At 70.3% G+C, this 12381-nt stretch carries 13 protein-coding genes; 10 read left to right on the top strand and 3 right to left on the bottom strand.

Annotated elements, in window-relative coordinates; all coding sequences use genetic code 11:
• Window positions 1-22: 22 nt before the first annotated feature.
• Window positions 23-487, top strand: a complete 465-nt coding sequence (locus ASF44_RS18735) for a nucleoside deaminase (RefSeq protein ID WP_056900736.1) — start codon at window positions 23-25, stop codon at window positions 485-487.
• 142 nt (window positions 488-629) lie between these two features.
• Here the strand turns inward: ASF44_RS18735 and ASF44_RS18730 are convergent, their stop codons facing one another.
• Genes ASF44_RS18730 through ASF44_RS18720 form a run of 3 tightly spaced genes read right to left on the bottom strand, consistent with a single transcriptional unit; the run spans window position 630 to window position 3443 of the window.
• Window positions 630-1499: an ABC transporter permease gene (locus ASF44_RS18730; protein WP_082524884.1), complete on the bottom strand. Its 870-nt coding sequence runs from the start codon at window positions 1497-1499 to the stop codon at window positions 630-632.
• A complete protein-coding gene (locus ASF44_RS18725) occupies window positions 1492-2343 on the bottom strand; it encodes an ABC transporter permease (protein WP_056900735.1) in 852 nt (283 codons plus the stop codon). The genes ASF44_RS18730 and ASF44_RS18725 overlap by 8 nt, the downstream gene beginning before the upstream one ends.
• Window positions 2344-2354: 11 nt before the next feature.
• Window positions 2355-3443 (bottom strand): ABC transporter ATP-binding protein, encoded by a 1089-nt coding sequence (locus tag ASF44_RS18720; RefSeq protein WP_056900734.1) that lies wholly within the window; start codon window positions 3441-3443, stop codon window positions 2355-2357.
• Between the two features lie 289 nt (window positions 3444-3732).
• On the opposite strand from ASF44_RS18720, the gene ASF44_RS18715 reads away from it, so the two are divergent.
• From ASF44_RS18715 to ASF44_RS18675, 9 genes are all read left to right on the top strand, one after another.
• Window positions 3733-4782: an ABC transporter substrate-binding protein gene (locus tag ASF44_RS18715; protein ID WP_056900733.1), complete on the top strand. Its 1050-nt coding sequence runs from the start codon at window positions 3733-3735 to the stop codon at window positions 4780-4782.
• On the top strand, window positions 4782-5513 hold the full coding sequence (locus ASF44_RS18710; protein WP_369820939.1) for an aspartate/glutamate racemase family protein: 732 nt from the start codon (window positions 4782-4784) through the stop codon (window positions 5511-5513). The genes ASF44_RS18715 and ASF44_RS18710 overlap by 1 nt, the downstream gene beginning before the upstream one ends.
• Before the next feature lie 66 nt (window positions 5514-5579).
• Window positions 5580-6317: a GntR family transcriptional regulator gene (locus ASF44_RS18705; protein WP_082524883.1), complete on the top strand. Its 738-nt coding sequence runs from the start codon at window positions 5580-5582 to the stop codon at window positions 6315-6317.
• Window positions 6318-6384: 67 nt separating this feature from the next.
• Window positions 6385-7743 (top strand): amidohydrolase family protein, encoded by a 1359-nt coding sequence (locus ASF44_RS18700; protein WP_056900731.1) that lies wholly within the window; start codon window positions 6385-6387, stop codon window positions 7741-7743.
• A 214-nt stretch (window positions 7744-7957) separates the two neighbouring features.
• Entirely contained in the window at window positions 7958-8953 is a 996-nt protein-coding gene (locus tag ASF44_RS18695; protein ID WP_056900730.1) for an ABC transporter substrate-binding protein, read from the top strand.
• Between the two features lie 10 nt (window positions 8954-8963).
• Entirely contained in the window at window positions 8964-9788 is an 825-nt protein-coding gene (locus tag ASF44_RS18690; protein ID WP_235579267.1) for an ABC transporter permease, read from the top strand.
• 1 nt (window position 9789) lies between these two features.
• A complete protein-coding gene (locus ASF44_RS18685) occupies window positions 9790-10569 on the top strand; it encodes an ABC transporter ATP-binding protein (RefSeq protein WP_056900728.1) in 780 nt (259 codons plus the stop codon).
• Window positions 10569-11570, top strand: a complete 1002-nt coding sequence (locus tag ASF44_RS18680) for an NAD(P)-dependent oxidoreductase (protein WP_056900727.1) — start codon at window positions 10569-10571, stop codon at window positions 11568-11570. The genes ASF44_RS18685 and ASF44_RS18680 overlap by 1 nt, the downstream gene beginning before the upstream one ends.
• Window positions 11563-12369 (top strand): SDR family NAD(P)-dependent oxidoreductase, encoded by an 807-nt coding sequence (locus tag ASF44_RS18675; RefSeq protein ID WP_235579266.1) that lies wholly within the window; start codon window positions 11563-11565, stop codon window positions 12367-12369. Before ASF44_RS18680 ends, ASF44_RS18675 begins: the two co-directional genes overlap by 8 nt.
• Window positions 12370-12381 lie beyond the last annotated feature (12 nt).

Raw genomic sequence — 12381 nt, 5'->3', positions numbered from 1 at the left:
CGAATGTTGTGGAAGGTGTTGGATGAACGACGAGCACTGGATGCGCCTGGCGCTGAACGAAGCCGAGGACGCCTACGCGCGCGGCGACTGGCCGACCGGCGCGGTGCTGGTGCAGGGTGGGCAGTTGCTGGGCCGCGGCCAGAACCGCCAGGTCAGCCAGGGCGACCCGACGCTGCACGCCGAGCCCGATGCGCTGCGCCAGGCCTTCGCGGCCCACGGCCCGGCCGCGGCGCAGGGCGCCACGCTGTACTGCACGATGGAGCCCTGCCCCATGTGCGCGGGCGCGCTCAAGCTGGCCGGCGTGTCCACCCTGGTGCTGGCGCTGCGCCACGCCACGCTGCGCCGCAACGACCTGGGCGACTACAGCATCGAGCGCTTCTGCACGCTGACCGGCCACGCCATGGCGCTGCGCGACGGTGTGCTGGAGGCCGACTACCTCGCACTGCGGCTGCGCTGGGGCGGCGACCCCGTCCATCGGCAAGGTTGAAATCGGCAGCGGCTCCGAAGGCCGCGGAGCAGGCCATGCCAGCAGACGCCGCGGAACTGGCTCTGCCAGGCCGCTGGCGGCGCCCCTTGAGGGGGATGGGCTGGCTACACGAAGTGAGCCAGCCAAACGGGGTGGATTCATATCACCGCATGTGGCGGGTGATGCCGGCCACGCGCTCCATGACGACCATGAGGACCAGCGTGGCTGCGATCAGCACGCCCGACACGGCCGCTGCCCGCACATCCAGGTTCGATTCGATGATGTGCCACATGCGGATTGGCAGCACCTCGCTGCGCGCGTCCGAGAGGAACAGCGACACGGCCACGTTGTCGAACGAGTACATGAAGCCGATGAAGGCCCCCGCCGCGACGCCGCGCGCGATCAGCGGCAGCGTGATGGTGCGGAACACGTAGAGCGGCGAGGCGCCCAGCGAGTGGGCGCTTTCCAGCAGGACGCCGTCCATCTGCAGCAGGCTGGCCGAGGTGGTGCGCAGGATGTAGGGCGTGGTGATGGCGATGTGGCCCAGCACCAGCGTGGTGAACGACAGGCCCGTGCCTGCGATGTTGAACAGCATCAACAGCGACAGGCCGATGGCCAGCGCCGGCAGCATCAGCGGCGACAGCAGCACGGCCTCGGCCGCGCGCGCCCAGCCCTCGCGCCGGCGTGCCAGCGCCAGCGCCGCCGCCACCGCCAGCACGGCCGAGATGCCCGTGGCCATCGCCGCCAGCTTGAGCGAGAGCACGCCGGCCTCGATCAGCTCCGGCGAATCCCACAGCGCCTGGTACCAGCGCACCGAGTAGCCCGGCGGCGGAAACTTGAGCGAGAAGCCGCTCGTGAACGAGGTGACCAGCACCACCACCGTGGGCGCCAGCAGTAGCACGCCGGCGAACACGCCGAGCAGGCCGAACACGGCCCAGAACGAGCGCCGCTCGAACGCGGCGCCCAACGACTCGGCCGCGCGCGGCGCGGCGGCGGGGCGCACGGGGGCGCCGGAAACGAAGGCATCAGGCATGGACGAATCCCCGGCTGCGGCGGCCCACGGCGTTGATGGCGACGACCACGGCCAGCACGCTGGCCAGCAGCAGCATCGCGATCGCGGCGGCGAACGGATAGTTGTTGGCCTGGATGGCCTGCTGGTACATGTAATAGGGCATGAACATCTGCTGCCCGCCGCCCACCAGCGTCTGCGTGACGAAGGCGCTGATGCTGGAGGCGAACACCAGCAGCGCGCCGGCCAGGAGGCCCGGCATGGTGAGCGGCAGCGTCACCTGCCAGAAAGTGCGCCAATGGCCCGCGCCGAGCGCCAGCGAGGCCTGGCGCAGGTTGGCATCGGTGTTCATGAGCGAGGTGATGAGCGGCAGCACCATGAGCGGCAGCTCGATCTGCGCCAGCGCCACCGTCACGCCGCCCGGTGTGTAGAGCAGCTTGAGCGGCTCGGCGATCAGGCCCAGGTCGAGCAGCGCCGTGTTCACGATGCCCTGGCGGCCCAGGATCACGACCCAGGCGAAGGTGCGCACCACCGAGCTCGTGAGCAGCGGCAGCACGATCAGCAGCATGAGCAGGCCCTGCCAGCGCGCCGGGGCCTGCGTGTAGAGGTAGGCCAGCGGAAAGCCGATCAGCAGCGTCAACGCCGTGACCTTCAGGCCCAGCCACAGCGTGCTGCCCAGCACGCCGAGGTTGAAGCCGTCGCCCAGGAACTTGGCGTACTGGGCGATGCCGAACTGCGTCATGCCCTGGTCGTTGTGCAGGCTGATCCAGCCCAGCAGCAGCATGGGCGCGAACACAAAGAACAGGAAGAAGATGCCGAGCGGCAGCGCCAGGCCCAGCGGCGGCGCGAAGCGGGGTGCGGTTGCCATCGCCACCCCGGTCAACCCGCGAACACGCCGGCCGGCGCGCCGGGGCGCAGCCGCACGCCGACCTGCTCGCCGGCCGCATAGCGCATCTGGCCCGCGCTGCGCGGCTGCGTGACCTTGATCGTGCCGCCGGTCTCCAGCGCGAGTTCGTAGACCAGCGAAGGCCCCAGCGGCAACACCATCTCGACGCGGGCCGGCAATGCGCCCAGCGCCGAGCCGGCCAGCACCAGGTGCTCGGGCCTGGCCGCGACCACCACGCTGCCCACGCGCGAACAGGGCGCGGCGCGCTCCAGCGCGATGGCGCCGCCGCCCGCGCAATCGACCGCGTAGCCGCCCTCGGCCTGGCGCAGCTGGCCCGGCAGCAGGTTGGCCGTGCCGATGAAGGTGGCCACGAACAGCGTGGCCGGCCGGTCGTAGATCGTCTCGGGCGTGTCGAACTGCTCGACGCGGCCCGCGTGCATGACGGCGATGCGGTCGGCCATGGACATGGCCTCGTCCTGGTCGTGCGTGACCAGGATGGTGGTGATGCCCAGCTCGCGCTGGATGCGCCGGATCTCGATCTGCATGTCCAGCCGCAGGTTCTTGTCGAGCGCGGCGAAGGGCTCGTCGAGCAGCAGCACGCGCGGGCGCACGGCCAGCGTGCGCGCCAGCGCCACGCGCTGCTGCTGGCCGCCCGAGAGTTCGCGCGGGTAGCGCTTGCCGTAGTCGGCCATGCGCACCATGGCCAGCATCTGCGCGGCCGTGGCGCGCGCCTCGGGGGCGGCGACGCCGCGCGCGCGCAGGCCGTAGGCCACGTTGTCGTCCACCGTCATGTGCGGGAACAGCGCGTAGTTCTGGAACACGATGCCGGCGCCGCGTTCGTTGGTCGGCAGCGCGTCCACGGTCTCGCCGCCGATGCGCACATGGCCGCCGCTCTGGCGCAACAGGCCCGCGACGATGCGCAGCAGCGTGGTCTTGCCGCAGCCGCTGGGGCCCAGCAACGCGACGAGTTCGCCGGCCGGAATGTCCAGCGACACCGATTCCACGGCCGTGGAGCCGGCATAACGGTGGTGGATCTGGTCGAGCACGATGCCGACGCCGGCGGTTCGATCGGGAGCTTGCATGCAGTGGCCTGGTTGGGGGCGGCATCGGGTGGTGCCGCGCTGCCTGCTGCAACTCAAGAAACGTGCCACTGGCCGGCAGCCGCTCTGGCAACAAACACCGAACAGATTGGACACAATCTCGTTTTTCATTGAGCACAATTTGGTGCGCGCTGCGCCACATTGGCGCAGGCGCCGCACCGGCTTGGGAGGGCGCGGCACCCACGCCCCTGGATACAGGCCATGGCACAAAGCTTGCGCTGGCATGGCGAGTCCCGCCATCGGGCAGCCCTCGCAACCTAGGAGTCCACCCATGTCCCTGTCCCGCCGCACGCTGCTGCAAGCCGCAGCCGGTTTCGGTGCCGCCCAACTGCCGCTGCACGCCAGCCTGGCGCACGCCCAGTCCAAGACCATCTCGGCGACCACCTATCCGGGCGCCTGGGAATCGGCGCACCGCAGCATCCTGCTGCCGGCCTTCGCCAAGGCCACGGGCGCGTCGACGAGCCTGGTCTCTTCGCTGGCGGTGGACACGGTGTCCAAGATCGTCGCCTCCAAGGCCAACCCGCCCTACGACGTGGTGATCCTGGACGAAGGCCCCTACCTGGCCGCGCTGTCGCAGGACATCTTCGAGAAGATCCCGGTGGACAAGATGCCCAACCTCAAGGACGTGCCGCCCAAGCTGGTCGATCCGCGCGGCCTGGGGGTGTTCGTGTCGGGCCAGATCATCGGCATCGCCTACAACACCGAGAAGATCAAGAACCCACCCAAGAACTGGAACGACCTGCTCAAGCCCGAGTACAAGGGCCGCGTGGGCCTGGCGGGCATGGGCTCGACGCTGATGTCGGCCTGGATGGTGGAGATCGCGCGCCTGAACGGCGGCAGCGAGGAGAACCTCGAACCTGCCTTCCAGTTCGTCAAGAAGCTGCTGCCCAACGTGAGTGCCGTGGCCAGCAACCCCGGCTCCCTGGCCACGCTGTTCCAGCAGGGCCAGATCGACATCTCCGTGCACTACAACAACAACGTGGGCGACCTGCAGGGCAAGGGCGTGCCGGTGGCGCTGGCCAAGCCCGAGACGGGCTGGATCCACATCAAGAGCGTGATGCACATCGTCAAGAACACCAAGAACCCCGACCTCGCCGCCGCCTACATCAACGCCGCGTTGAGCCCCGAGGTGCAGACCCAGATGGCGGCCGCGCCCTACTTCGTCGCGCCGGTCAGCAGCAAGGCGCAGTTCAGCCCCGGCCTGCAGGCCTACGCGAAGAACGTGGCCGAGATCGAGGCCATGAACGGCGTGGACTGGGCCAAGCTGAACCCGCGCCGCGGCGAGTACATCGACCGCTTCAACCGGGAGGTCAAGGTCTGATGGAGCGCGTGCTGCTGGGCATGCTGACGCCCTCGTCCAACACCGCGCTGGAGCCGCTCACGGCGGCCATGCTCGCGGGCCTGCCCGAGGTGTCGGCGCATTTCGCGCGCTTTCGCGTGACGGAGATCTCGCTGTCCGCACAGGCGCTGGGCCAGTTCGACCTGGAGCCCATCCTGCAGGCCGCGCGGCTGCTGGCCGATGCGCGCGTGGACGTGATCGCCTGGAACGGCACCTCCTCGGGCTGGCTGGGCTTCGACACCGACGAAGCCCTGTGTGCGCGCATCACCGCAGAGACCGGCATCCCCGCCTGCACCTCGGTGCTGGCGCTCAACGAGGCCATGCAGCTCTCGGGCCGCACGCGCTTCGGCCTGGCCTCGCCCTACCTGGGCGACGTGCAGCAGCGCATCGTGGCCAACTACCGCGCGAGCGGCTTCGACTGCGTGGCCGAGCGCCACCTGGACAGGCAGGTCAACTTCGAGTTCTCCGAGGTCACGCCCGCGCAGATCGAGGCCATGGCGCGCGAACTCGCCACCGCCGGGCCGCAGTGCATCACCACCTTCTGCACCAACCTGCGCGCCGCGCAGCTGGTGCCGGCGCTGGAGGCCGAGCTGGACATGCCCGTCTACGACACCATCGCCACCGCCGTCTGGAAGTCGCTGCGCCTGGCCGGCGTGGACACGCGCCGCGTGCAGGGCTGGGGCCGCCTGTTCAGCGAACTGCCTGCCGGCTGACCTGCCCAGCCGCTACCATCCGCCTGCCCTCGCGGGCCCCCTTCACCACCACCGCCAGCACCACCCATGGCCCCCCCTCCGTCCCGGCGCACGCTGCGGCTGTCCTCCTCCCACGCCAGCGGCAAGGCCGCCTCCAAGGACGACATCTACGAACGCATCTACGAGGCCGTGGTCGAGCACCGGCTGCTGCCCGGCACCAAGCTGTCGGAGGAGCGCGTGGCCGAGCTGTTCGCGGTCAGTCGCACCCAGGTGCGCGGCGTGCTGCAGCGCCTGGCCGTGGAGCAGCTCGTGACGCTGATCCCCAACCGCGGCGCCTTCGTGACCACGCCCAGCGCCGAGGAGGCGCACGACGTGCTGGAGGTGCGGCGCACGCTGGAGCCGGCCGTGGTGCGGCGGCTGATCGACCGGATCGCCGCGGGCAAGGCGCCCACCGCCATCAAGCAGCTGCGCGCGCTCGTCAAGCGCGAGCAGCAGGCCCATGCCAACGGCGACCGGCGTTCGGCCGTGCGGCTGTCGGGCGAGTTCCACGTGCTGCTGGCCCAGCTGTCGGGCAGCGCGATCATGACGCGCATGCTGCGCGAGCTCACGCCGCTGACCTGCCTGGCCATCCTGACCTTCGACGCCCCCACCGGCGCGGCCTGCCCGAACGACGAGCACACCGAGCTGCTGGACGCCATCGAGGCCGGCCAGGCCGAGGCCGCCGTGGCGCTCATGGACGAGCACCTGCACCACATCGAGAAATCGCTGAACCTGGACGCCGAGGCCGCGCCAGAGATCGACCTGGCCGAAGCCCTGCTGGGCTGAGACCTCGGCGACAGTCGATCGGCAGATTGGATACAAAGTCGGCACGGCCGTTGCTTGCAACGGCCGCATGACCGACCCAGCCCACACCCCCACCTTCGACCTGCTGCTGCTGGACGCCATCGCGCTGACAGCCGACCCCGCGCAACCCGAAATCCGCGGCGCCGCCATCGGCATCGCGAACGGCCGCATCGCCTGGCTGGCCGCGCAGCCGCCCGAGCGCTACCAGGCCAGCCGCGTGCTGCGCCTGCCGGACCACTTCGTCACGCCGGGCTTCGTCAACACCCATGCGCACTCCATCCTGACCATGGTGCGCGGCGTGGCGGCCGACCTGGGCTTCGCGCCCTCTTACACACCGGGCATTCCCAAGGGCACGCAGGTGAACCCCGAGCAGGCGCGCGCGCTGGCCCGGCTCGGCGCGCTGGAGGCACTGCTGTTCGGCTCCACCGTGCTGGGCGACAACTTCGTGCATGCCGATGTGACGACCGAGGCCATGGTGGAGCTCGGCATGCGGCTGGCGCCGAGCTGGCGCATCCACGACGTGGACTTCGCGCGCGTGGCGCACGGCGACTGGCACCACAGTGCGGCCATCGGCCACGCCACGCTGCAGGCCGGGCTGGACCTGCACGCGCGCTGGGCTTCTCACCCGCGCGTGCGCGTGAACCTCGCCGCGCATGCAGTGGACACCTGCTCGGAGGGCTTCCTGCGCGAGGTGGCGGCGGCATCGGCGCAGCACGGCCTGGTCGTCAGCACGCACCTGGGGCAGAGCCAGGTGGAGGTCGAGCGCGTGCGCGCACGCTGCGGCCGCAGCTCCACCGAGGTGCTGGCCGACACCGGCCTGCTGGGCGAACGACTGATGGGCGGCCACTGCATCTACGTGACGCCCGAGGATGCGGCCCGCATGGCCGCGGCCGGTGCGCATGCCGTGCACATCCCCAAGTGCAACGCCACCTCGGGCCGGCTGGCGCCCACGCCCATGCTCAAGCGCGCGGGTGTGAACATGGCGCTGGCCACCGACACGCAGCACGGCGACATGGTCGAACTGATGCGCTGGGCGCTGGCCACCGCGCGCGTGCAGGAAGGCCTCGTGGACGACAGCTGGCAGCCGCGCGACGTGTTCCACATGGCCACCATGGGTGGTGCCAGGGCATTGGGCATGGCGGACGACACCGGCAGCCTGGCACTGGGCAAGGCGGCCGACATCGTGGTGTTCGACGCCAACCGGCCGCACCTGCGTCCGCACGTGAACCCGCTCGGCAACCTGGTCCACACGGGCCAGGGGCGCGACGTGTCCATGGTGCTCGTCGACGGCGAGATCCTGGTGGAGAACGGCCGGCCCACGCGCGTGGACATGGATGCCGTCTGCGCCGAGGCGGAGCAGGCGGCGCGCGCGCTGTGGGGCGCGGAGGGCAAGCCGTACTGGCGCTGAAGGCCGACGCGCACCAAGGCCGGGCACTTTGTATCCAATGTGGCGCATGGCGTGGATCCGTCCCTGTGCCACGCGCTGCCTGCCAATGGGCGATTTCTCCAATGAATCTGTTTGGCGACAAACACTTATTGGATTGGATACAAACTTGGCATGTCCCTTGCTCGATGGCAGCAGGTCCCGCGCCCGCGGGCCCGGCCAACCTCCAGGGAGCTCCATGTTCAAACTTCTCGCCCGCCTCGCCCTCGCCGCGGCCGCTGTCCTGCCGCTGGCAGGCCAGGCCCAGGACGCCATCAAGCTCGGCTACGCCAAGTGCGCGCATTGCACGCCGCTGGCGCTGACGCCGGCCAACGCCAGCAACGTCAAGCTTGAGGCCATCGCGTTCAACACCGGCAACGACGTGCTGACGGCCCTGCTCTCCAAGAGCATCGACGTGGCCCAGGTCACCTACCTGCACTACGCCACCGCGCTCGACAAGGGCTTCGACGTGGTCGCGATCTCGGGCCAGATCAACGGCGGCTCGCAGATCCTCGTGGGCAACGACCTGCCGCTGGCCGAGAACGACTGGGCCGGCCTCAAGAAGCTGATTGCCGACTACAAGGCCCAGGGCAAGCCCTTCCGCGTGGCGGCCTCGCGCGGCAATGCGCAGGACATCCACATGCGCGGCGCATTCGCCAAGCAGGGCATCGACATCAACAAGGATGTGCAGTTCATCAACATCCCGAACCCGTCCGACCACGTGCAGGCGCTGCGCCGCGGCGAGGTCGAGCTGATCTGCTCGGTCGACCCCTTCGCCACCCAGATCCGCGAGGTGAAGGCCGCCAAGTTCTTCACCTTCCCGTACGACCAGGCCGCCGGCAAGCTGACCAACCTGATCGTGACGCGCTCGGACGTGATCGCCGGCCGCGCCAAGGGCGTGGAGGAAACGGTGCGCGCCATCGTCAAGGTCAACGGCATCATGGCCGCCGACAAGGCGCTGTTCATCGACACCATCCAGAAGGTGACCGGCCTGGACAAGGCCATCGCCACCGGCGCCGTGGCCAACCTGTACCCCGACCACGCCATGCACCGCGCCTCGGCCGTGGCCATCGCGCAGATGATGCGCGACCTGAAGTACATCAACAGCGACGTGAGCGCGGCCGTGGAGAAGAACATGGACTACCGCTTCCTGGAAGCGGCCACGGGCCAGCCGAAGTCGGCGCTGGGCTACTGAGGACGTTCGCGTGACCCAAGCCTCCGCCTTGCTCTCCCTGTACCGGCGCATCGAGCGCGCGATCGTCCCGGTCGCGCTGCTGATCGGCTGGGAGATCTTCTCGCGCTCCGGCGTGCTGCCGCCCGCGCTGCTGCCGGCCCCCTCGCAGGTGTTGCTGGCCTGGGCGGACTGGGTCTTCGCGACGGACGGAAACACCCAGACCTACAGCGGCAAATGGATCCAGGACGTGGCCGCCAGTGCCTCGCGCGTGTTTGCCGGCTTCGCCATCTCCACGCTGCTGGGCGTGGGCATCGGCATGGCCATCGGCTGGTCGCGCACGGTCGAGCGGCTGATCGAACCGGTGCTGCAGATCCTGCGGCCGGTGCCGCCCGTGTCGTGGATTCCGCTGGCCATCATCTGGTTCGGCATCGCCAACAAGCCGGCCATCTTCCTGGTGTTCCTGGGCTCGTTCTTCCCGGTGCTGCTGTCCACCATCCACGGCGTGAAGACCTGCGACCGCAACCTGCTGCGCGCCGGCGCCATGGCCGGCGGCACGCCCGGCAAGCTGCTGCGCCACATCGTGTTCCCGGCCGCGCTGCCCAGCATCTTCTCGGGCCTGCGCATCGCCATCGGCTCGGCCTGGATGCTGACCGTCACGGCCGAGATGGTGGCCGTCAAGAGCGGCGTGGGCTATGTGCTCTGGGATTCGTACTACTTCCTGCGCTACGACATCGTGATCGCGGCCATGGTCAGCATCGGCCTGCTGGGCTTCCTGAGCGACCTGGCGATCAAGCTGCTGGCCGGCCGCGTTCTCCGGTGGCAGCGCGGCTCCACCCTGCAGGCAAAGGAAGTATGAAATGAGTTTGATCGAGATCGACCACGTCACCCGTCTGTTCGACGACCCCAAGCGTGGCAACGCCGTGAAAGCGCTGGACGATGTCAGCGTGCACGTGGCGCGCAACGAGTTCTTGTGCCTGCTGGGCCCCAGCGGCTGCGGCAAGTCCACGCTGCTGAACCTGATCGCGGGCTTCGACAGGCCCTCCAGCGGCAGCGTGCGCGTGGGCGGCCAGCCGGTCACCGCACCGGGGGCGGACCGCGGCGTGGTGTTCCAGCAGCCCACGCTGATGCCCTGGCTCACGGTCTGGGAGAACGTGGCCTTCCACCTGACCATGCAGGGCGTGGGCAAGGACATCCGCCGCAAGAAGGCCCAGCATTTCATCGAGATGGTGAACCTGAAGGGCTTCGAGAACCATTTTCCGAGCGAACTCTCGGGCGGCATGAACCAGCGCGTGGGCATCGCGCGTGCGCTGCTCATGAACCCGGAGGTGATCCTCATGGACGAGCCCTTCGGCGCGCTGGACGAGCAGACCAAGATGGAGATGCATGCCGAGCTGGTCCGCATCTGGCGCGACAGCCAGAGCACCATCGTGTTCGTGACGCACGGCATCGACGAATCGCTGGCGCTGGGCACGCACGTGGCCGTGATGTCGGCGCGGCCGGGCCGCATCCGCGAGATGCTGACCATCGACCTGCCGCGCCCGCGCGATTCCACCAGCCCGCAGTTCAACGACACCAAGCGCCGCATCCTGCAGCTGCTGCGGCCAGAGCCCGTTGCACCGGCCGCGGTGGCTGCCTGATGCCCATCTTCATCACAGGCGCCTGCGGCTTCGTCGGCCTGGCGCTGGCCGAGCGCCTGCTACACGCTGGCGAGGCCGTGGTCGGCTTCGACCGTGCGCCGCTGCCGCCGGCCGCGGCGCGGGCCTTTGCCGCGCTGCCCGGCCGCTTCAGCCTGGTGCAGGGCGACGTACGCGACACATCGGCCCTGGAGGCCGCCATGCGCGCCCACCGGCCGCAGCGCCTGGTCACGCTGGCCGCGATCACGGCCGATGCGCGGCGCGAGCGCACCACGCCCGGCGCGATCTTCGAGGTCAACCTGGGCGGCGTGGTGGCGGCGCTGACGGCCACCGCAGCCACGGGTGTACGGCGCATCGTGCACGCCAGCTCGGGGTCGGTCTACGGCGCCAGCGGCATCGACGCGCAGGCGCTGCACGAGGACAGCACGCCGCTGCGGCCCGAAGGCCTGTACGGCATTTCCAAGCAGGCCGCCGAAGCCGCGGCACTGCGGATCGCCGCCCTGCACGGCCTGGACCTCGTGGTCGGCCGCCTGGGCACCTGCTTCGGCCCCTGGGAGGCCGACACCGGCGTGCGCGACACGCTCAGCGCGCCGCTGCAGGTGCTGCTGCGCGCCGAGCGCGGCGAGGCCGTGCGGCTGCCGCGCGAGAGCACGCGCGACTGGCTCTACGTGCGCGACGCCGCTGCTGGCTTGCAGGCCCTGCTGGACCGCCCGCAGCTGCCGCGCCCCGTCTACAACGTCGCCGCAGGCTTCATGGGCCGCATGTCGGACTGGTGCGCCGCCGTGGCTGCCGCGCACCCGGGCTGGTCCTGGCAGATCGCGGCTGACACGGCCGACATCGACTACTACGCGCCTTACGACCGCGCGCCCATGGACATCGCGCACCTGCGCGCCGACACCGGCTTCGTGCCGCGCTACGACCTGCGCGCCGCGGCCGAGGACTTCCTGGCATGGCGGCAACAGCACGGCGCCGCCCAACCCGCCCCCGCCCCCGCCCATGCCTGACGCCTACGCCCTCCAGCCCGCCGCCGCGGCCCGCATGGCCGGCCAGGTCTGCATCGTCACCGGCGCCGCCTCGGGCATCGGCCGCGCCATCGCGCGCCTGCTGGCCGCGCACGGCGCTGCCGTGGTCGTGGCCGACGTGACGACCGACGCCATCGAAGGCGGGCCGCCGACCGTGGCCGCCATCGAAGCCGCCGGAGGCCGGGCCTGCTTCGTCGCCACCGACGTGGCCAGCACGGCGCAGGTCGATGCGCTGGTCGACGAGACCGTGGCCCGCTTCGGCCGGCTCGACGTGCTGGTCAACAACGCCTGCATCCGGCACGCGCGGCCGCTGCTCGACCTGGAAGAAGCCGACTGGCAGCGCGTGCTCGACGTGAACCTGTCGGGCGTCTACCGCTGCTGCCGCGCCGCCGTGCGCCAGATGCTGCGCCAGGCGGCCGTTGACGAGGTGCGCGGCCGCATCGTGAACCTGGCCTCGCAGCACGGCATGATCGCCGCGCCCGAGGACCTGGCCTATGGCGTGAGCAAGGCCGGCATCGGCTACCTCACGCGCCAGGTGGCCACCGACTACGCCGCGCAGCAGATCGTCTGCAACGCGGTGGCGCCCGGCAAGATCCAGACCGGCCAGGGCGGCCGTGCGCTGGATGCGGCCGTGATGGACCGCGCGACACGCCGCACGCCCTGGCCGCGCCTGGGCCGGCCCGACGACGTGGCGCAGGCCGTGCTGTTCCTGTCCAGCCGCGAATCGACCTTCACCACCGGCGCCCAACTCATGGTCGACGGCGGCTGGATGGCGGCCTGATGCCTCCCCCCA

This window comes from Pseudorhodoferax sp. Leaf274 (assembly GCF_001422445.1).
GTDB lineage: Bacteria > Pseudomonadota > Gammaproteobacteria > Burkholderiales > Burkholderiaceae_C > Pseudorhodoferax.
The sequence above is the reverse complement of the archived record's forward strand: the minus strand, read 5'-3'. Positions and strand labels throughout refer to the sequence as shown.